This is a genomic window from Streptoalloteichus hindustanus (assembly GCF_900129375.1).
In the GTDB taxonomy this organism is placed as follows: domain Bacteria; phylum Actinomycetota; class Actinomycetes; order Mycobacteriales; family Pseudonocardiaceae; genus Streptoalloteichus; species Streptoalloteichus hindustanus.
In genome coordinates, this window is the sequence record NZ_FQVN01000008.1 from 1 (window position 1) to 19,127 (window position 19,127).

At 71.4% G+C, this 19,127-nt stretch carries 19 protein-coding genes; 7 read left to right on the forward strand and 12 right to left on the reverse strand.

Translation table 11 applies throughout. The annotated features are described in order from the left end of the window. Window positions 1-70: 70 nt before the first annotated feature. Both trhA and BUE43_RS23220 read right to left on the reverse strand, forming a co-directional pair. Window positions 71-760: a PAQR family membrane homeostasis protein TrhA gene (gene trhA / locus BUE43_RS23215; protein ID WP_073487395.1), complete on the reverse strand. Its 690-nt coding sequence runs from the start codon at window positions 758-760 to the stop codon at window positions 71-73. Window positions 761-909: 149 nt separating this feature from the next. After that, window positions 910-1,296, reverse strand: coding sequence for a CoA-binding protein (locus BUE43_RS23220; protein ID WP_234995873.1), 387 nt, complete (start codon window positions 1,294-1,296; stop codon window positions 910-912). Between the two features lie 98 nt (window positions 1,297-1,394). On the opposite strand from BUE43_RS23220, the gene BUE43_RS23225 reads away from it, so the two are divergent. Beyond that, entirely contained in the window at window positions 1,395-2,174 is a 780-nt protein-coding gene (locus BUE43_RS23225; RefSeq protein WP_073486902.1) for an isoprenyl transferase, read from the forward strand. A gap of 245 nt (window positions 2,175-2,419) precedes the next feature. On the opposite strand, the gene BUE43_RS23230 is transcribed toward BUE43_RS23225, so the two are convergent. From BUE43_RS23230 to BUE43_RS23245, 4 genes are all read right to left on the reverse strand, one after another. Continuing rightward, complete coding sequence (locus BUE43_RS23230) at window positions 2,420-2,908, reverse strand: hypothetical protein (RefSeq protein ID WP_073486904.1); 489 nt, start codon at window positions 2,906-2,908, stop codon at window positions 2,420-2,422. Window positions 2,909-3,349: 441 nt separating this feature from the next. Then, complete coding sequence (locus tag BUE43_RS23235; protein ID WP_073486907.1) at window positions 3,350-3,661, reverse strand: hypothetical protein; 312 nt, start codon at window positions 3,659-3,661, stop codon at window positions 3,350-3,352. A gap of 947 nt (window positions 3,662-4,608) precedes the next feature. Further along, the gene (locus tag BUE43_RS23240; protein WP_073486909.1) at window positions 4,609-4,863 is read right to left on the reverse strand and encodes a hypothetical protein; all 255 of its coding nucleotides are present in this window, start codon (window positions 4,861-4,863) and stop codon (window positions 4,609-4,611) included. A gap of 575 nt (window positions 4,864-5,438) precedes the next feature. Next, window positions 5,439-5,786 carry a hypothetical protein gene (locus BUE43_RS23245; RefSeq protein ID WP_073486911.1) on the reverse strand — a complete coding sequence of 116 codons (348 nt, stop codon included), beginning with the start codon at window positions 5,784-5,786 and terminating at the stop codon, window positions 5,439-5,441. A gap of 423 nt (window positions 5,787-6,209) precedes the next feature. Between BUE43_RS23245 and BUE43_RS23250 the strand changes: the two genes are divergently transcribed. Beyond that, the gene (locus tag BUE43_RS23250; protein ID WP_073486913.1) at window positions 6,210-7,448 is read left to right on the forward strand and encodes a DUF885 domain-containing protein; all 1,239 of its coding nucleotides are present in this window, start codon (window positions 6,210-6,212) and stop codon (window positions 7,446-7,448) included. A 543-nt stretch (window positions 7,449-7,991) separates the two neighbouring features. Beyond that, complete coding sequence (locus tag BUE43_RS23255; protein WP_143174340.1) at window positions 7,992-9,287, forward strand: PhoH family protein; 1,296 nt, start codon at window positions 7,992-7,994, stop codon at window positions 9,285-9,287. Window positions 9,288-9,666: 379 nt separating this feature from the next. Here the strand turns inward: BUE43_RS23255 and BUE43_RS23260 are convergent, their stop codons facing one another. The 4 genes from BUE43_RS23260 to BUE43_RS23275 are packed head-to-tail and all read right to left on the reverse strand — an operon-like array spanning window position 9,667 to window position 13,438. After that, window positions 9,667-10,116: a GNAT family N-acetyltransferase gene (locus tag BUE43_RS23260; RefSeq protein WP_073486916.1), complete on the reverse strand. Its 450-nt coding sequence runs from the start codon at window positions 10,114-10,116 to the stop codon at window positions 9,667-9,669. Between the two features lie 39 nt (window positions 10,117-10,155). Beyond that, window positions 10,156-11,604, reverse strand: coding sequence for a GuaB1 family IMP dehydrogenase-related protein (locus BUE43_RS23265; protein WP_073486917.1), 1,449 nt, complete (start codon window positions 11,602-11,604; stop codon window positions 10,156-10,158). Window positions 11,605-11,616: 12 nt separating this feature from the next. Continuing rightward, a complete protein-coding gene (locus BUE43_RS23270; protein ID WP_200797654.1) occupies window positions 11,617-13,134 on the reverse strand; it encodes an ATP-dependent DNA ligase in 1,518 nt (505 codons plus the stop codon). A gap of 37 nt (window positions 13,135-13,171) precedes the next feature. Continuing rightward, entirely contained in the window at window positions 13,172-13,438 is a 267-nt protein-coding gene (locus tag BUE43_RS23275; RefSeq protein ID WP_073487402.1) for a hypothetical protein, read from the reverse strand. A 121-nt stretch (window positions 13,439-13,559) separates the two neighbouring features. Here BUE43_RS23275 and BUE43_RS23280 point away from each other — a divergent pair, with 121 nt between their 5' ends. Genes BUE43_RS23280 through BUE43_RS23290 form a run of 3 tightly spaced genes read left to right on the forward strand, consistent with a single transcriptional unit; the run spans window position 13,560 to window position 14,977 of the window. Continuing rightward, on the forward strand, window positions 13,560-14,408 hold the full coding sequence (locus BUE43_RS23280; protein WP_073486918.1) for a helix-turn-helix domain-containing protein: 849 nt from the start codon (window positions 13,560-13,562) through the stop codon (window positions 14,406-14,408). A gap of 20 nt (window positions 14,409-14,428) precedes the next feature. Next, window positions 14,429-14,683, forward strand: coding sequence for a DUF397 domain-containing protein (locus BUE43_RS23285; protein ID WP_073486920.1), 255 nt, complete (start codon window positions 14,429-14,431; stop codon window positions 14,681-14,683). A 39-nt stretch (window positions 14,684-14,722) separates the two neighbouring features. After that, entirely contained in the window at window positions 14,723-14,977 is a 255-nt protein-coding gene (locus BUE43_RS23290; RefSeq protein WP_073486924.1) for a DUF397 domain-containing protein, read from the forward strand. A 276-nt stretch (window positions 14,978-15,253) separates the two neighbouring features. Here the strand turns inward: BUE43_RS23290 and pdxR are convergent, their stop codons facing one another. Next, on the reverse strand, window positions 15,254-16,663 hold the full coding sequence (gene pdxR / locus BUE43_RS23295) for a MocR-like pyridoxine biosynthesis transcription factor PdxR (RefSeq protein WP_073486926.1): 1,410 nt from the start codon (window positions 16,661-16,663) through the stop codon (window positions 15,254-15,256). Window positions 16,664-16,770: 107 nt separating this feature from the next. Between pdxR and BUE43_RS23300 the strand changes: the two genes are divergently transcribed. Then, window positions 16,771-17,607 (forward strand): DMT family transporter, encoded by an 837-nt coding sequence (locus tag BUE43_RS23300; RefSeq protein ID WP_073486929.1) that lies wholly within the window; start codon window positions 16,771-16,773, stop codon window positions 17,605-17,607. 97 nt (window positions 17,608-17,704) lie between these two features. Here the strand turns inward: BUE43_RS23300 and BUE43_RS23305 are convergent, their stop codons facing one another. Next, window positions 17,705-19,099, reverse strand: a complete 1,395-nt coding sequence (locus BUE43_RS23305) for a class II fumarate hydratase (protein ID WP_073486931.1) — start codon at window positions 19,097-19,099, stop codon at window positions 17,705-17,707. Between the last annotated feature and the right edge of the window lie 28 nt (window positions 19,100-19,127).

Consider the following 19,127-nt stretch of genomic DNA (forward strand, 5'->3'; position numbering starts at 1 on the left):
TCGGCGGCGTGATGGGCGTCAGACGGCCTGACGACGGCCTGAGGAGATCAACAAGATGCAAACGGCCTGGTCAGGGGTAGAGCGTGAACCAGATCGCGATGTAGTGGCAGATCGCCGCGATGACCGTGGCCGCGTGGAAGAACTCGTGGTAGCCGAAGACCCGCGGCCACGGGTTCGGCCACCCGGTGGCGTAGAAGACCGCGCCGACCGTGTAGAGCACGCCGCCCGCCAACAGCAGCACCAAGCCTGCGACACCGGCGTGGTGCAGCAGGTCGGGCAGCACGAACACGGCCACCCAGCCCAGCGCGATGTAGATGGGCACGCCGAGCCACCGCGGCGCGTGCGGCCAGGTCAGCTTGAGGACGACGCCGCCGAGGGCACCGCCCCACACCACGGCCAGCACGATCGCGCCCGTGCCCGGCGGCATGGCCAGCAACGCGAACGGCGTGTAGGTGCCGGCGATGAACAGGAAGATCATCGAGTGGTCGAGGCGCTTCATCCAGGTCCGCGCCACGACGCTCGCCCAGTTCTTGCGGTGGTAGAGCGCGCTCACCCCGAACAGCGCGGACACGGTGGCCGCGTACACCGCCGTGCCGGCGGCCGCCTTGCCCGACACCGTGGACGCGGCCAACGCGACCAACGTCGCGCCGGTGGCGCCCGAGACGACGAACGACCAGAAGTGGATCCAGCCTCTGGCCCGTGGCTTGAGGAACGGGACTGGCGCGCGTCCCTGCGGTGCGTGTGTCACGGGAGCGGTCACGAGCACGAGGTTACGTGAGCGTAGGTTCCGCCAGGCAAGAGCGATGTTCCGCGGGACACCGTCGGTCTACGCGCAACACCCACGCGGGACGAATGCGGCTCAACGGATGGCCGCCCCCCAAACGCACACCCGGGGCGTCGGCGGGCGGCTCAGCGGAGCAGCGCGTGCTCGACCTTCAGGCAGCGGTCCACGACCACGTCCAGGCCGCCCTCCGCCGCGATGCGGGCGCCTTCCTCGCTGATCACCCCGAACTGGAGCCACAGCGCTCCGGCGCCCAGCGCCACCGCCTGCTCGGCGATCGTCGGGACGGCCTCGGGACGGCGGAACACGTCCACCACGTCCACCGGACCGGGCAGGGCGAGCAGGGTTGGGTAGGCGGGTCGGCCGAACAGCTCGTCCAGGTTCGGGTTGACGGCGACCACGTCCACACCCCGGTCGAGCAGGTACCGCGCGACCTGGTGGCTGGGCCGGTCAGGGCTGGCGCTCGCGCCGACCACGGCGACGGTGCGCATCCCCCGCACGACGCGTTCGATCACTTCCGGGTCCTGCCACGGTCGCGGTGGGTGCTCAGCGGGCTGCACAGGGCGAGTGTGCCCGACGAGCCCGGTTCGCGCGGGGCGTAGTCTGCCGAAACGTGGGGCTGCGTGCACGTGTCAGTGACCTTCTGTACGGCTTCTACGAGTGGCGGCTGCGCCGGCAGCTCGAAGGAGCCCAGCGGCCCAGGCACGTCGGCGTCATCCTGGACGGCAACCGCCGGTGGGCGCGGGAGGCCGGCTTCAACGATGTCAGCCACGGTCACCGCGCGGGCGCCCAGCGGATCGCCGACCTGCTGGCCTGGTGCCGGGACGCGGGCGTCGAGGTGGTCACGCTGTGGCTGCTCGCCACCGACAACCTGAAGCGGCCGACGGAGGAGCTCGACCCGCTGCTGGAGATCATCGCCGACGTCGTCGACGAGATCAGCGAGCCCGGCACCCCGTGGCGGGTGCGGGTGGTCGGCGCCATGGACATGCTGCCCACCGAGACCGCGGCCCGGCTGTCGGCGGCCTCGCTGCGCACCGAGGGGCGCACCGGGATGCAGGTGAACGCGGCGGTCGGCTACGGCGGCCGCCAGGAGATCGCCGACGCCGTGCGCAAACTGCTGCTCCAGCACGCGGAGGCGGGCACCTCGATCGAGGAGCTGGCCGAGGTGCTGGACGTGGACCACATCGCGGAGCACCTCTACACCTCCGGGCAGCCCGACCCGGACCTGGTGATCCGCACCTCCGGTGAGCAGCGGCTCAGCGGGTTCCTGCTCTGGCAGTCCGCGCACTCGGAGTTCTGGTTCTGCGAGGCGTACTGGCCGGCCTTCCGCCGCGTGGACTTCCTCCGCGCGTTGCGGGACTTCGCCGCCCGGCACCGCCGCTTCGGGGGCTGATCCGCCGCGCTGGGCGCGGGTGGGGCGTGCCTGTGGTCGTGGGCCTCATGGGCCGCCCACGGTAGTCGCGGGCTGGGCCCTGATCCGGGCACCGGCGACGCGCCGGATGTCGTGACTGGGCTGGGCGTCGGGCCGCCGGGAACGAGCGGGAACGACGAAGGCCGGAAGAACGAAGACGGGGACGCCGAGCCGGTGCTCGGCGTCCCCGCTCCGTGTGGGCTGGTCGACCTGCTCGACCGACGGGCTCAGCCCTCCTTGTGGTGCTTGTGCTTCTTGTCGAAGTCGCCCTGCTTCTTGTCGAAGTCGCCCTGCTTCTTGTGGTGCCCACCGTGGCCGTGTCCGCCGTGGCCGCCGTGCCCGTGCCCGTGCCCGTGTCCACCGTGCCCGTGGCCGCCGTGGCCGTGCCCGTGGTGGCCGTGGCCGTGACCGTAGTGGTCGTGCTTGTGGAAGTCGTGCTGGGTGTCCTTGACGTGGATGTGGTCGCTCTCCTCCATGGTGGCGACGGAGGCCGAGCAGCTCTCCATGAACATCGGCGAGAGGATGGGAGCCACGACGGCGATGATGCCGATGTTGTTCTCGCAGATCCCGATCGGGACCTGGATCTGGTTCTCGTCGACGAGGTTGAGCGACCCGTTCCAGTCGTTGTCCTCGGATCCGCTGGCCAGGGCGGGGCTGGCCAGCATGGCCATGGCGCCGGCGGCGGCGGCGACGACGCCCACGGTCTTCTTGAGCATTACGCGATCCTCTTTTCCCTTTTGCTGCGGGAACCTCTGGAAACACGGTGTACAACATGGGTGACGTGCGTCCAGGGTCTTCTGGAACAGGGGTCCCGCGAGTGCCTCCCGGAACCCTGCGGAAGTGCCGTGGTCGTTATGGTCGGGACCGTTCGGCAGTGGGGACGTTACTCGTCATTGGCTGGGATGAGAAACTCGTCACCACTATTGGGTGATCATTTTGCGTCGGTTCGGTGCCTCGGGCTGGTCGATGACTCGTGAAGTCGGACGTCGGGTGGTGCCTGATGCCGTCGACAACCACGATGGCGATCACCCGGAAGAATGTTTCGCCGGGTTTCGGTGATATCTTTCCGAGAACAGGAAAGAGGCGGGAACGTCGAGTTGGCGCTCGACGTTCCCGCCTGGTGTGGGCGGTCGGCCGGTTCGGTCGACGCGTCGTTCTTACCGGCTGTGGTGCTTGTGGTGGTTGACCCTGGTGTCCTTGACCTTGATGTGGTCGCTCTCCTCCTCGGTGGCGACGGAGGCCGCGCAGCTCTCCATGAACATCGGCGAGAGGATCGGCACCACGACGGCGATGATGCCGATGTTGTTCTCGCAGACGCCGATGGGGACCTGGATCTGGTTCTCGTCGATGAGGTTGAGCGAGCCGTTCCAGTCGTTGTCCGAGCTGTCGCCACCGGCGAGGGCCGGGCTGGCCATCATGGCCATGGCGCCGGCGGCGGCGGCGACGACGCCCGCAGTCTTCTTGAGCATTGTGCTTCCTCTTCCGTTTCTTCCCGCCCCGCCCGTAATGCAGTCCGGCCATGGGGCCAGCGACGCCGCTGTGCGCGGCGTGCGTCCGGGGGCTGTCCTATGAGTGGGGATTCCGAGAGGACCCCCTCGGAACACCGCGACGCCGTGGCCGTTTCCTGTGTTCGTCGATCTCACGGCGCGGGCGACGTTACCGGTGCGCGGACTCGGTTCAAAAGTCCGTGACACTATTGTGCGATACCTGGTCGTGTTGTCCTTCCGAAGGCTCGCGGGATTCGCCGCGCACCGCTCGCCGGTCCCGGGCGCGAAGGTGTTGGGAACGTCTTTTGTGGCGTGACGAAATTGTCGAAGAAAGGCGAAAGCGGTCGGTGTCGACCGGGAAAGGCGCGACATCGACCGCTGGCGTTGGCGGAGGGGCGCTCAGTTCATGTGCTGGTCACGGCGTGGACGGGCCTCCGGAAGGGGGTGGTGCGGGTGCGCCGGGAGAGCGGAGGACCTGGAGTCACTCCGTGCGGCACGTCCGGGGACGGCAAGCTGGTCGGTGGGCGTGGGAGGGAGCGGGCGGCGCTCCGGCTGTCGTCGCCGTGGTCGGCGACGGCCTTCCTGTCGTCGACGCGGCCGACCGCAGTGGCGGCGATGTCCTCGCCGTTGGCCCTTCTGTGCATTCCGCTCCCTTCCGCCGAGGGCGCGGGGCCGTCGGCGAGGTCGCTCCGGTGGTCCGAAGGCGGACCGGCGGATGGGCGGACCGGTGGGGGCAGCCGACGCCGGCGCGGGTGTGGCCGCTGCCGGTGCGCGTCCGCCAGCTCGGGCGTGGAGGACGCTACTGACCCGGCCCCGGAAACCGGAAACCGCCTACCACCATTGTGTGATCACGAAAGTTTCCCGCTGGCGACGCAACGGCGGGGCGTCGGAGTCGACGACTCCGACGCCCCGCGTCGACGTGGCGCGGCTCAACCCTCCTGGGTCGCCACCGCGGTCGCGCAGCTCCCCATGAACTGCGGCGAGAGGATCGGCACCGCGACGCCGAGGATCGCGATGTTGTTCTGGGCGATGCAGATCGGGATTTGGATCTGGTTGGCGTTGAGGATGTTGATGGCGCCGTTCCAGTCGTTGTCCTCGCTGTCGCCACCGGCCACGGCGGGGCTGGCGATCATGGCCAACGCGCCGGCGGTGGCGGCGACGACGCCGACAGTCTTCCTGAGCATTCCGCTCTCCCTCTGGCTGAACACTGAGCTGGGAACTCCGTGGACCCGCGCGAAGACGGATCCGATCTTGCCGGTTGACCCGAACCAGGGTCGCAAAAGACGCCGATGACTTTCGGGTCGGGGCCGTTCGGCGCGGCAAGATTAACCCAGGGGGTGAACGCGACACCAAACTCGCCTACACCATCGGGCGACATTGCACGCGGTTTGTCGCGTGCATTATGACCGGGTGCGCAAGAGCGCAGCTCGGATGGCGGGCGGTGTTGTGCGTGAGAGGGGAGCGCTGGTTCCGGAGACCGTCTGCTGTGGTATTGAGAAACGCTCCGCCTCGACTCGCGGAGCATTTGTCACCCGAAGGTGGCGAAGCGCCGGACATCGCGTCCGGCGCTTCGCTGGTCCTGTCCGCGTCGGCGGCGCTCCGGCCGGTGGAGCCGGGCCGGGAGCGGGGAGCGCGTCCTGACCGCTCTCCGCGTCGCGTCGCCGACGAGCCGAGGGCGCGGTGGGCCCCTGGCGGGGAGGAATTCCGGTGACGGCGCTGGTCCCGGGCCGCCGCGAACGGCCCGGGACCAGCGTGTCGGTCAGAACTCCTGCTGCGCCGCCGCGGCCGCGCACGACTCCCCGGAGTTGCTGCCCAGGATCGGGAGAATCCCGCAGAGCCCGATCGGGACCTGGATCTGGTTGGCGTTCAGCACGTTGACCGAGCCGTTCCAGTCGTTGTCCTCGCTGAACGAGACGTTGTGCTCGTGGTACGAGGGCTTGTGGTGGTGGCCATGCCCCTTCTTCTTGTGCTTGTGACCGGCCTTGAACTGGCTTTGGCTGGCCTTGTCCTGGTTGTGGTCCTGGCCGCCACTCGCCCACGCGGGCCCGCCCACGATCAGCAGGGCCGCGGCAGTGGCGGCGAGGACGCCAGCAGTCTTCCTGAGCACTGTCGCACTCTCCTTACCTCGGACAAGGGATTTCGTCGAAACCCCTCTTCCCGGTCCGCCTCGTCCTGACGGGGTCGGGACCGCACTGGCATTCGTCACGGTACTCACTCACCCCGCCATACGGAAATCGTGATCACGCCATTGTGTGAAAAGATCGTCGATCAGTACTGATGGTGATTTTGTGCTGACGAAAAAGGCATTTCCGGGTGTCCCACGACGGGGGTTTGCCGTACGGTCCGTAGTGATCCACTCACCGGTGTGGGCGATGACGAATTCCCGGTCGGTCGAGCCCTCCGAACGAGTTACCGGACCCGTTCAGCACTACCGGTAGTGCTGTGTTAAAAGCGCGTCTGACTTAGCCGTCCGGGCGATCTCCGACGCGGCGGGCGGACCCGCTCGGACGGCCCCGTAGGCTGCTGTTTCGTGGACGCCACCCAGCTCGTGCGGGAGTACCTTCTGCTCGGCCTCCGGTTCGACCGGCTCGTCGAGGGATTCGTCGACGCGTACACCGGCGACCCCCTTCTGCGGCGGCAGGTCGCCAACGAGCCGCGACCCGAACCCGCCGCCCTCGCCGCCAGGGCTCGCGAGCTGCGCGCGGAGCTGCCCGGCGCGGAACTCTCGGAGGACCGACGCCGCTTCCTCGACGCGCACCTGGTCGCGCTGGAGTGCTCGGGGCGCAAGCTGGCCGGCGAGGACGTGCCGTTCGTGGCCGAGGTCGAGTCCTACTTCCAGGTCCGGATCACGCCCGGCGACCCCGACCTCTACCGGGAGGCGCACGCCGAGCTGGAACGGCTGCTCCCCGGTGACGGCGCGCTCGCCGACCGGCTCGCGGCCTTCCGGGCCAGGGACGAGGTTCCGCCGGAGAAGCTGGAGTCCTGTGTGCTCGCGCTGAGCAGCGCGCTGCGGGACCGCGTGCGCGGACAGTACGGACTCCCCGCCGAGGAGACCGTCGAGTACCAGGTGGTCACCGACAAGCCGTGGAGCGGCTTCAACTACTACCTCGGCGACTACCGCTCCCGCGTGGCCATCAACGCCGACCTCGGCCACCGGATGGCCAACCTGCCGCACCTGGTGGCGCACGAGTCCTACCCGGGCCACCACACCGAGCACTGCCGCAAGGAGGCCGGGCTCGTCGGCAAGCAGGGCCAGGCCGAGCAGACGATCTTCCTGGTGAACACCCCGCAGTGCCTGATGGCCGAGGGCCTGGCGGACCTGGGCCTGCACGCGGTGGTCGGCGCCGGCTGGGGGCCGTGGACCGCCGAGATCATGGGCGACCTCGGGCTGCGGATGGAGGGCGAGCTCGCCGAGCGCATGGAGCAGGCCATGGGCAAGCTCCTCGGGGTGCGCCAGGACGCCGCGCTGCTGCTGCACGACCGGGGCGCGGACCCCGACGAGGTCGTGGCGCACCTGTGCCGCTGGCTGCTCGTGGACGAGCGGCGCGCCCGGCAGATGCTGCGCTTCCTGTCCGACCCGCTGTGGCGCGCCTACACCACCACCTACGTGGAGGGCTACCGGCTGCTCCGGGCCTGGCTGGAGGCCCGGCCGAGCGGGGAGCCGCTGGGCGAGCGCTACCGCCGGCTGTTGGACGAGCCGCTGGTGCCGGCCGTGGTCAGGGAGGAGCTGGCCGCCGCCGTGTCGCCGCTGGCCACCGGCCTCGCCTGAGTGACCGGGGCGGCCCTCCACCGGACCAGCCGCGCGGTCCGTCCGTTCGCGCTGGCCGTGCCCCGTTCCGCCTACCCCGTCCGGCAACCCCCCGTGGGCTGCCGGGCCGCCAGGTCAATACTCGGGGTAGGGGACGCGGACGTACGTAGCGTGTCGATGACGCTCTGGTGAATCACCCATGTGCCTGCCTGCCGCGGGAGGTAACCGCAGGTAGCGTGCGTTCTGGTGGGTCGTGTCCGAGACGGCCCGCCCCGGGAGGGGCCCTGTTCGTGGCTGTGGTCGGTGGAACGGTTCGACCGTTCGCAAGCAGCGCGAGGGGGCCGGCGCCCGGCCCCTGTGACGGCTCGGTCTGACCGCCGGCGACGGCGGACGGACCAGTGGTCAGCGGGGTCGGTGCCCGGCCCACCCGAGGAGCGGACGCGGGCGTCGCGTCCGCAGGGAGTTGCCGTGACAGCACAGCGCTCTTCCAGGCGGACCGCCAGCCGTTCCTCCAGCTCCCCCCGCACCTCCGGCCGGCGGCGTTCCGCCGCCCCGATCCGCACCATGGTGCTCGACACCTCGGTGCTGTTGTCCGACCCCTGGGCGCTCACCCGGTTCGGGGAACACGCCGTGGTGCTGCCGCTGGTGGTGATCGGCGAGTTGGAGGGCAAGCGCCACCACCCGGAACTGGGCTGGTTCGCTCGCGAGGCGTTGCGCCTGCTCGACGACCTCCGGCTGCGGCACGGGCGGCTCGACGCCCCGGTCCCGGTCGGCGACGCCGGGGGGACCGTGCACGTCGAGCTCAACCATTCGGACCCGCAGGTGCTGCCCTCCGGCTTCCGCACCGACTCCAACGACGCCCGCATCCTGGCCTGCGCCCTGAACCTGGCCGCCGAGAACCGGGACGTCGTCCTGGTCACCAAGGACATGCCGCTGCGGGTGAAGGCCGCCGCGGTGGGGCTGGCGGCCGACGAGTACCGGGCGCAGGACGTCACCCCGTCCGGGTGGACCGGGATGGCCGACGTGGAGGTGGGGTCACACGTGATCGACGCCCTCTACAAGGAGGGGGTCGTGGATCTGGACAGCCCCGAGCTGGAGTGGGCGCGGGAGCTGCCGTGCCACACCGGACTGCGTCTGCTCGCCGGCACCGCCAGCGCGTTGGGCCGGGTGACGCCGGACAAACGCGCGCAGCTGGTGCGCGGCGACCGTGAGGCGTTCGGGCTGCACGGCCGCTCCGCCGAACAGCGGGTGGCGCTCGACCTGTTGCTCGACCCCGACGTGGGGATCGTGTCGCTGGGCGGGCGCGCGGGGACCGGGAAGTCGGCGCTGGCGTTGTGCGCGGGGCTGGAGGCGGTGATGGAACGCCAGCAGCACCGCAAGGTCGTGGTGTTCCGTCCGGTGTACGCCGTGGGTGGACAGGATCTCGGGTACCTGCCCGGGACCGAGAGCGAGAAGATGCTGCCCTGGGCGCAGGCGGTGTTCGACACGCTGGGCGCCATGGTCGGCAAGGTCGTGATCGACGAGGTGCTGGACCGGGGAATGCTGGAGGTGCTGCCGCTGACCCACATCCGGGGCCGGTCGCTGCACGACTCGTTCGTGATCGTCGACGAGGCGCAGTCGTTGGAGCGCAACGTGTTGCTCACGGTGCTGTCGCGGTTGGGGACGGGATCGCGAGTGGTGCTCACGCACGACGTGGCGCAGCGGGACAACCTGCGGGTGGGCCGGCACGACGGGGTGGCGGCGGTGATCGAGAAGCTGAAGGGGCACCCGCTGTTCGCGCACGTGACGTTGACGCGCTCGGAGCGGTCGCCGATCGCGGCGCTGGTCACCGAGGTGCTGGAGGGTGATCACCTGGCCTGACGGGCGGGGGCCGGGTCACGTCGTCGTGGCCCGGCCCCACGCCGGAGACCGGTGGGCGGGGTGGTCAGCCCGCGTGCGGTGGCCTGGGCTGGTGGTCTGGCCGTGGTGGGGTTGACGTTCTGAAGTTGACGTTCTGGGGTTGGGCGCTGGCAGGCGCTTTCATTGCACACCTGGTCTTCCGACCCTGGTGGGGATTCACCCTTCCGGGACGGGAGTTGTCCACAGGTGCCCGAGTTGTCCACAGGCGCGGGCTTTGCCCTTGGTCGGGCTCGTGGCTGATCGATAGGCTGGAAGCGGGGTCGCCCCCCAGGGCGGGTGGGGGCTGTCCGGAGTGGACGGATGATCAGGCGCCGCCGGGGAACGGCGGGTTGGAGCCGGATCAGCGCCCCGTCCAGAAGTAGCGGGCGTCCGGCTCGCGTTCCTCGTTGCGACTGCCGTCGTTGCGGTCGACCAGCCGGAATCCGTGCCGGTAGTAGAACTCGCGGGCGCGCTCGTTGCGCTGGAAGACGAAGAGCTCCAACCGCCGCCGATCCCGCTTGGCCCGGTCCAGCAACGTCGTCCCCACTCCGCGGCCCTGCGCCGCCGGATCGACGTAGAGGTGCGCCAGCTCCTCTCCCCGCACCGCGACGAACCCGACGATGGTCCCGTCGTCCACCGCCACGTGCACCTCGTGCGTCGGCAGCACGTGGGCCGACATCCAGGTCGCCGTCTCGGCGTCCGTGTACGGCCGGAACAGGTAGGGCATCGCGTCGGCGCGGGAGCGCAGGAACAGATCGGTCAGGGCGGCGGCGTCCCGCGCCTCGGCGGGGCGGAGTGAGAACGGGGGCACGGGAGAGAACCTCCCATGCCCCCGCTCAGGACGAAAGGGTCACCAGCCGCTCGGCAGCGGCCGGCCCTCCGCGAAACCGGCCGCGGACTGCACGCCCAGCAGCGCCCGCTCGTGGAACTCCTCCAGGCTGAGCGCGCCCGCGTACGTGCAGGACGAGCGGACGCCGGAGCAGATGCGGTCGAGCAGGTCCTCCACGCCCGGCGCGGTCGGGTCCAGCCGCATCCGCGAGGACGAGATGCCCTCCTCGAACAACGCCTTGCGGGCCCGGTCGAACGCGCTGTCGGTGCGGGTCCGCGCGGAGACCGCCCGCTTGGACGCCATGCCGAACGACTCCTTGTACGGCCGGCCGGCCTCGTCGCGCAGCAGGTCGCCGGGCGACTCATAGGTGCCGGCGAACCAGGAGCCGACCATCACCGAGGACGCGCCGGCGGCCAGCGCCAGCGCCACGTCCCTCGGGTGCCGGACGCCGCCGTCGGCCCACACGTGCCGGCCCAGCTCGCGGGCGGCGGCGGCGCACTCGGCCACCGCCGAGAACTGCGGGCGGCCCACGCCGGTCATCATCCGGGTGGTGCACATCGCGCCCGGCCCGACGCCGACCTTGATGATGTCCGCGCCGGCCGCCACCAGGTCGCGCACGCCCTCGGCGCTGACCACGTTGCCGGCCACGACCGGCACGGACGAGCCGACCGGGTGCACCGAGCGGACCGCGCGCAGCGCGCTGATCATCTTCTCCTGGTGCCCGTGCGCGGTGTCCACCACCAGCACGTCCACCCCGGCGTCGAGCAGCGCGCGGGTCTTCGCCGCGACGTCGCCGTTCACGCCGACCGCCGCGCCCACCCGCAGCCGGCCGTCGGCGTCCAGCGCGGGCTGGTAGATCTCCGCGCGCAGCGCGCCGACCTCGGTCAGCACGCCGGCCAGCCGCCCGTCGGCGTCGACGGCCAGCGCCACCCTGGCGGTGCGGCCGTGCAGTTCCTCGAAGACCTTCCTGGGCTCGGTCTCCAGCGGCAGCGTGAGGATCTCCCGGTTCGCGATCTCGCCCACCCGGGTGAACCGGTCGACGCCGGCGCAGGCGGCCTCGTCGACCACGCCGACCGGCCGGGCGTCGTCGTCGACCACGACGACCGCGCCGTGCGCCCGCTTCGGCAGCAGGTTGAGGGCGTCGGCCACCGCGTCGCCGGCGTGCAGCACCAGCGGGGTGTCCCACACGGGGTGCCGGTCCTTGACCCAGGAGACGATCTCGGCGACCGCCTCCGGGGCCACGTCCTGCGGCAGGATCGCCAGGCCGCCCCGGCGGGCGAGCGTCTCGGCCATCCGGCGGCCGGCGACGGCGGTCATGTTGGCGGCGACGATGGGGATCGTGGCGCCGGAACCGTCCACGGTCGCCAGGTCGACGTCGAACCGCGACTCGACGCCGGACCGGCGCGGGACCAGGAAGACGTCGTCGTAGGTCAGGTCGTTGCGGGGCTCGTGCCCGTCGAGGAAGCGCACGATTGCACGAGACTACGCCGATCCGGGCAACATCGCTGTGACCTCGTCCAGGGTGTTCGCATCCCGGGCGCCCTTGTCCGGTCGGTAGCGCAGCACGCGGGCGAACCGCAGGGCGACCCCGCCGGGGTAGCGCGGGCTGACCTGTACGCCGTCCAGCTCGATCTCCACCACCAGCTCCGGCCGCACGTACACGGTGTTCCGGTCGCGCGAGGTCTCCCTGGCCAGGAACTCCCGGGTCTGCCACGCCAGCAGCTCGTCCGTGAGGCCCTTGAAGGTCTTGCCGACCATCACCGGCGGCCCGCCGTCCGGGTCCCGCGCGCCGAGGTGCAGGTTGGACAGGTACCCGGTCCGCCGGCCGTGGCCCCACTCGGCGGCCAGCACGACCAGGTCCAGCGTGTGCGCCGGCTTGACCTTCTGCCACGCCCGGCCCCGCCGACCCGCCGCGTACGGCGAGTCGAGGGCCTTGGCCATCACGCCCTCGTGGCCGGCGGCCAACGCCTGGTCGAGCAGTGCCGCCGCGCCCTCCCTGCTCGGCGCGAGCGCGGCCGGGATGCGGTGCGCGGCGGCGGCCCGGTCGAGGGCGTCGAGCCGGGCGAGCAGGGGCGCGTCCAGCAGGTCCGCGCCGTCCAGGTGCAGGCAGTCGAAGAAGTACGGGTGCAGCAGCAGCTCGTGGGCGGACGCCGCGCCGAAGCGGCTCATCGTCTCCTGGAACGGCCGGGGCCGGCCGTCGTCGTCCAACGCGAGGGTCTCCCCGTCCAGCACGATGCTCCGGCACGGCAGCGTGCGGGCCAGCTCGACCAGCTCGGGGACGCTCCGGGTGATCTCCCGGAGCGTCCGGGTGTAGACGTGCACCTCGTCGCCGTCCCGGTGGAGCTGGATGCGCGCCCCGTCGAGCTTGAACTCCACCGAGGCCGGCCCCAGCTCGGCCAGCGCGTCGTCCAGGCTCTCGGCCGGCGAGGCCAGCATCGGCCGCAGGGGCCGGCCCAGCTCCAGCCGGAACGCCGCGAGCGCCGACTCCCCGCCCACGAGCGCGGCCGCCGCCGTCGCGGGCAGCCGGCCGGAGAGCATGAAGGCCCGGCGGACCGCCTCGGTGGGCGCCTCGGACGCGGCCGCGATCGCCTCCACCATCACGCCCTCCAGCGCGCCCTGCCGCAGCTCGCCGGTGAGGAGCCGGAACAGGAAGTCCTGTTCGGCGGCCGTGGACTGGCCGAACAGCTCCGCCAGGAGGTTGCGACGCCGCTGGGCCGACCCGCTGCCGCCGGCGGTGCGCAGGATCTCCAACGCCTTGTCGACCGCGCCCACGGTCAACGTCGGCGTGGGGGCGGGCGGCACCCGCAACTCCGCGAGCGTCGCCCAGCCGATGCCCAACCGCCCCTGGAGCGGCTCACCGGAGAGGAACGCGGTGGCCGCCTCCACCTCGTCGGGCGCCGCGCGCGCCAGCAACGCGGCGAGCGCCTCGGTCTTCGCCTTCCGCGACCCGGTGGCGGCCACCGCCGCCGAGGTCCCCACCACATCGGCGAGCAGCACCACACCATCGTCACCCCGTTGGCCGACATTCGCCCGAGGATCAGGACTCCGGGGCGTCGTATCGCAACCAGCAGTAGACGTCGGAGAGCCGGGAGCTCAACAACTCCGCCTGGTCGGGGGAAACGACGATGTACCGGCCCTCCCCGTCCGTGATGCGCAGGTGGGGCATCCGGAGGGACACCGTCAGCGGACCCCCGTCCTGCTTCGGGCTGGCGGGCACTTCCCAGGTCTGTTCGACGGGCATCTCCGCCATGAACTTCAGCTCGATCTCCCGCAGGCGCTGCTTCGACGTTTCGTCGTCTGCCATGGCGGCAAGGGTGAATCGTTGCAACCGCTGCACGCACTAATCACATTGTGTGATTGAAGCTGCGCGAACTGTGTCGACATGATGACACGCCGGGGAGGGACATCCACGAGAAGGGGGAACCGTGCCCGGCAACTCGCACGCGTCGGTCCGATCCCGGCAGGTCGCCGCCGAACTGCGCCGACTCCGCGAGGCGGCCGGCCTGAGCTGCGCCGACGTCGCCAAGAAGCTCGGCATGTCGCCGAGCAAGGTCAGCCGCGTCGAGACGGGGATGAGCGGCCTCCAGATCGAGGACCTCGCCGCCCTCCTCGGCCTCTACGAGGTCCCGGCCGCCAAGCGCCAGGAGCTCGTGGAGATGCTCCGCGCCGCCGACCAGAAGGGCTGGTGGACCCGCCAACCCGGCCTACCGAGCCTGTGGCGCACCCTCATCGAGTTCGAGGCCAAGGCCACCCGCATCCAGAACTACGAAACGATGTTCGTGCCAGGTCTGCTCCAGACCGCCGAGTACACCCGCGCGATCATCCGGGGCATCAACGCCACGCTCTCGGACACCGAGGTCGACAACCTGGTGGCGTCGAGGATGGCCCGGCAAGCACTCTTGAGCAGGTCACCAGCCCCGTCGCTCGGGGCAGTTGTCGATGAGGGCGCGCTGCGTCGTCCTGTCGGTGCACCTGGGGTGATGGCGCGTCAACTTCGTTACCTGGCAGAAGCGGCTCAACGTCCCAACATCGTGTTGCGAGTCGTGCCTCTGGCCGCCGGCGCGCACAGCGGCTTGCAAGGCCCGTTCGTCGTCCTGGAGTTTGCCGAGGAGTCGGATCTCGTGTTCGTGGAGAACCAGCGGATGGGCATGTTCCTGGAAGAGGCGGCTGATCTGTCCTTCTACCGGGTGGCCCTCGCCAATATCCTCAACGCGGCCCTTGCACCGGCTGCAACAGTGGACCTGGTTTCCGCTCTCGCAGCTGAGGCGAGCTGACAGAGTGGAGGAGCACAGAGATGTCTCCGTTGGGTCTGAGCATCGCCCCTTGGCGGAAGAGCTCTTACAGCAGCCCGACTGCCAACTGTGTGGAGGTCGCCGGTTGGCGCAAGAGCAGCCTGAGCACCAACACCGCAAACTGCGTCGAGGTCGCGGCCGCCGGTCAGGTGGTGGCGGTGCGGGACTCGAAGAACCCGGATGGGCCAGCTCTGGTGTTCGCGTGCTCCTCGTGGGGTTCCTTCGTCAATGTGGTGCGGTCTCGTGCTCTTGGCTGACCCTGCCGCTACGTGCCCGATCAGGAAGTGAGGTGCAGTGTGTCCGCACTGGAGCTGGGCACCGCGCGTTGGCGCAAGAGCTCGCGAAGCAGCGATCAGGCGAACTGCGTTGAGGTCACAGGTTGGCGGAAGAGCTCGTACAGCACGGACCAAGCAAACTGCGTCGAGGTTGCGGCTACTGGACGGGTGGTGGCGGTGCGGGACTCGAAGGACCCTGCCGGGGCGGCTCTTGTGTTCGAGGGGTCCTCGTGGGGGTCCTTTGTTGATGTGGTGCGGTCCGGTGCTCTCGGCTGACTTTGTGTGGGGGCGACTGGGAGGGGGTCTCCCTGCCTGAGCAGGGAGACACCGACCGGGAGCGACCAGACGTTGTCTATTCCATAGTCAGGTAGGGGTGGGTCCCCCCTTTTCCAACATCCCATGTGGGGCTGACAGAAACGGGTTGGCTGGGGTCCTGCGGATGGGTGGAAGCTGGCGGAGATCACCCGTTTGTCCTGAGCCTCAGGGGCGTCGGTAGGGCGTGTCCAGGAGAGTCCATTGTGGATTGGTCCACTGTGGACTGTTCGGGCGTGCTCAGGGCTCCGCGAGCTCGGCGATGCGGGCGATGGCGGCGCGGAGCCGGTCGGGGCCGTGTGCCGCGTAGCCGAGGACGAGGCCGGGGAAGGGGCCTCGGCGTCGGCTTCGGGTGTAGAAGGACAGGCTCGGGGCGTGGACGCCGTTGTCCTCCAGGTGGGTCGACAGCTCCTGGTCGTCGGTGCCGGTCGGCAGGCGCAGGACGACGTGCAGGCCCGCCGCGATGCCGGTGGGGGACCACTGCGGGAGGTGCTCGGACAGAGCGCTGAGCAGGGAGTCGCGGCGTTTGCGGTTGTCGGCGCGGGTGCGGCGGAGGTGCCGGTCGTAGCCTCCGGCGCGGAGCATGCGGGCGAACGCCGCCTGGGGTAGCGGGCTGCACCCCAGGTCGTGGAGGCGTTTCGCGGTCACCAGGGTGTCGCGCAGGCTCGGTGGGATGACGGCCCAGCCGAGGCGGAGCGCGGGCGCGAGCGTCTTCGAGACGCTGCCGAGGTAGGCGACGCGGCGCGGGTCGAGGGCCTGGACGGCGCCCAGGGCCGGTCGGTCGTAGCGGTGTTCGGCGTCGTAGTCGTCCTCGATGACCAGGCCGTCGCACCGGCGCGCCCAGTCGACCAGCTCACGACGGCGTTGGGCGTTCAGGGGCACGCCGAGCGGGAACTGGTGGGCGGGCGTGACCAGCACGGCGCGGCAGCCCGAGGCGGCCAGCTCGTCGACCCGCAGGCCGTCGGCGTCGACCCGGATCGGGACCGGGGTGAGCCCGTGCGTGGCGAACAGTTCGGACTGGCCCGGGTGTCCGGGGTCCTCCAGCGCGATCCGCCGGTGTCCGCGGGCGCGCAGGACTTCCGCGATCAGCGCGCACGCCTCCGCCGAGCCGTGGGTGACCAGGATGTCGGCCGGATCGGCGAGCACCGCGCGGACCCGGCCGAGGTAGCCGGCCAGCTCGGCGCGCAGTTCGGCCAGGCCGGCGGGGTCGGGGTAGCCGAGTTCGGCGTCCGGGAGCTCGGCCAGGGCGCTCTTGGTCGCCGCCACCCACTCGGCGCGGGGGAACGCGGCGAGTGCGGGCAGGCCCGGCCGGAGGTCGAACTGCCAGTGGGGTTCGGGAGCGCGCGTCTGGGGCCGGGGGTGCTCGGCGGTCGAGGTGGCGCTGGTGGCCACCGAGGTGCCGGAGCCGCGGCGGGCGACGAGGTAGCCCTCGGCGACGAGCTGGTCGTAGGCGGAGGTCACCGTGCCGCGGGCGAGGTCGAGTTGGGCGGCGAGGTCCCTGGTGGCCGGCAGGCGGGTTCCCGGGTGGAGCCGGCCCGCGCGGATCGCCTCGCGGAGGGCGACCTCCAGCGCCCGGCCCCGGCGGCCGCGGGGGGCGGCCGACACCGCCGGCAACAACAGCTCTCGCAAAGTGGCCCAGTCGCTTTTCACCGAAGTGGAGCTTATCGGTGGGCCACTTGACACAGAACCTGAATGGCGTGACTGACCTGATCGAGTCTCCCACAGCCGTGCGACACCGGGGGTCCCACTCCGGGGTCATGATCATCACTGGGGCCGTCGCCACCACGATCGTCGGCGCGTCGGTCCCGGTCACCGGCCTGCTCGACGGCTACCCGGTGCTGTCCGGTCAGGCTGTCCGGTACGCGATTGGTGGCGTCGCGTTGCTGGCCTGGGCGCTCATCACCCGACAGCGCGTCCCCCTTCCGAGTGGGCGGGACCTGGTGGCGCTCGCGCTGCTCGCCGCCACCGGGATGCTGGGCTTCAGCGCCTGCGTGCTCGCCGCGCAACGCCACGCCGAGCCGGGGTTCGTGGCCGCCGTCGTCGGCGCGTCCCCGCTCGTGCTCGCCCTCGTCGGGCCGCTGACGACGGGGCGGCGGCCCCGGGTCCGGGTCGTGGCCGGGGCGGTGCTGGTGGTCGCCGGGGTCGTGACGCTCTCCGGCGGGGGGACGTGGGGCTGGGCCGGGCTCGGCCTCGCCGCGCTCGCGCTGGTCGGCGAGGCGCTGTTCACCCTGCTCGCGGTGCGCCCGGTGGCCAGGATCGGCGCGCTCGGCGTCTCGACCTGGGCCTGTTTCGTCGCCGCCGCCGAGGGCGCCGTCGTCGCGACGGTCACCGAGGGCGCGGCGGCCTGGCGGGTGCCCGACGCCACCGAGGCGCTCGCGTTGGTCGTGCTCGGTGTCATCGTGACCGCGGTGGCCTACATCTGCTGGTACAGCTGCGTCTCCCGGGTCGGAGCGGATCGCGCGGGAGTGCTCGTCGGCCTCATGCCGGTCTCGGGAGTGCTCGCCTCGCTGGCGCTGGGCGCGCAGTCCCTGTCCCTGCTCGCGCTGGCCGGGGCGCTCGTGGTGGCCGTGGGATGTGCCCTCGGCCTCGGTTGATCCGGCGGCAGGCCCCGCCGCCGCCCGCCGCCATCCCGCCGTCCCGCCCCCGGGCGCGCCGACGAGGCACGCCGCGAGGGCGGGACGACCGGCGCGGTCAGCGACCGCGAGCCATGCGGAGGACGTCGAGCGCCTCGTCGAGCTGCTCGGCGGTGATGCGCCCGGCGTCGACGTGGCCGCGCTCCACGACCACCTGCCGGATCGTCTTGCGCTCCCGCAGCGCCTGCTTCGCGATCGAGGCCGCCTCCTCGTAGCCGAGGTGCCGGTTCAGCGGGGTCACCACCGAGGGCGAGGACTCGGCGAACTCGCGGAGCCGCTCGACGTCCGGCTCGGCCCCGGCCAGCACGCGGTCCGCCAGCAGCCGGGCCGCGGCGGCCAGCAGCCGGGTCGACTCCAGGACGTTCCGGGCCATCACCGGCATCATCACGTTCAGCTCGAAGTTGCCCTGCGAGCCGGAGAAGGCGACCGTCGCGTCGTTGCCGATCACCTGCGCCGCGACCATCATCGTCGCCTCGCACAGCACCGGGTTGACCTTGCCCGGCATGATCGAGGAGCCGGGCTGGAGGTCGGGCAGGCGCAGCTCGGCCAGGCCGGTGCGCGGGCCCGAGCCCAGCCACCGCACGTCGTTGGCGATCTTGTAGAGGGACACCGCCACCGTGCGGAGCTGGCCGGAGCACTCGACCAGGCCGTCCCGCGCGCCCTGCGCCTCGATGTGGTCCCTGGCCTCGGTGACCGGCAGCCCGGTCGCCGACGCCAGCTCCGCCACCACCGCCCCGCCGAAGCCGTGCGGGGTGTTCAGGCCGGTGCCCACCGCGGTGCCGCCGATCGGCAGCTCGGCGAGCCGGGGCAGGCTGTCCCGCAGCCGCTCGACGCCGTAGCGCACCTGCGCGGCCCAGCCGCCGGCCTCCTGCCCGAGGGTGATCGGCACCGCGTCCATGAGGTGCGTGCGGCCGGCCTTCACCACGTCCGCCCAGTCCTCGGCCCGGCGCGCGAGCACGTCGGCCAGGTGCTCCAGCGCGGGCGTGAGGTCGCGCAGCACCGCCTCGGTCGCGGCCAGGTGGATGGTCGTGGGGAACACGTCGTTGGACGACTGCGACGCGTTCACGTGGTCGTTGGGGTGCACGGGGGAGCCCAGCCGGCGCTCGGCCAGCGTGGCGATGACCTCGTTGGCGTTCATGTTCGACGAGGTGCCCGAGCCGGTCTGGAACACGTCGACCGGGAAGTGCCCGTCGTGGTCGCCGGCCGCCACCTCGTCGGCCGCCGCCGCGATCGCCTCGGCCAGCTCGGCCGGCAGCACCCCGAGCCGCCCGTTCACCCGGGCGCACGCCGCCTTGACCAGGCCGAGCGCCCGGATCTGCGCCCGCTCCAGCCCCCGGCCCGAGATGGGGAAATTCTCCACGGCGCGCTGCGTCTGCGCCCGCCACAACGCGTCCGCGGGCACCCGGACCTCGCCCATGGTGTCGCGTTCGACCCGGTACTCCTGATCTGCCATACCACCGAGTCTGCTACCTCCGCGTGGC

Excerpts from the sequence above, each read along its gene's own strand:
- BUE43_RS23300 (WP_073486929.1), top strand. The coding sequence starts at position 16,771 with ATGATCATCACTGGGGCCGTCGCCACCACGATCGTCGGCGCGTCGGTC.
- BUE43_RS23255 (WP_143174340.1), top strand. The coding sequence starts at position 7,992 with ATGGTGCTCGACACCTCGGTGCTGTTGTCCGACCCCTGGGCGCTCACC.
- BUE43_RS23230 (WP_073486904.1), bottom strand. The coding sequence starts at position 2,908 with ATGCTCAAGAAGACCGTGGGCGTCGTCGCCGCCGCCGCCGGCGCCATG.
- BUE43_RS23275 (WP_073487402.1), bottom strand. The coding sequence starts at position 13,438 with ATGGCAGACGACGAAACGTCGAAGCAGCGCCTGCGGGAGATCGAGCTG.
- BUE43_RS23235 (WP_073486907.1), bottom strand. The coding sequence starts at position 3,661 with ATGCTCAAGAAGACTGCGGGCGTCGTCGCCGCCGCCGCCGGCGCCATG.
- BUE43_RS23285 (WP_073486920.1), top strand. The coding sequence starts at position 14,429 with ATGTCTCCGTTGGGTCTGAGCATCGCCCCTTGGCGGAAGAGCTCTTAC.
- BUE43_RS23305 (WP_073486931.1), bottom strand. The coding sequence starts at position 19,099 with ATGGCAGATCAGGAGTACCGGGTCGAACGCGACACCATGGGCGAGGTC.
- BUE43_RS23240 (WP_073486909.1), bottom strand. The coding sequence starts at position 4,863 with ATGCTCAGGAAGACTGTCGGCGTCGTCGCCGCCACCGCCGGCGCGTTG.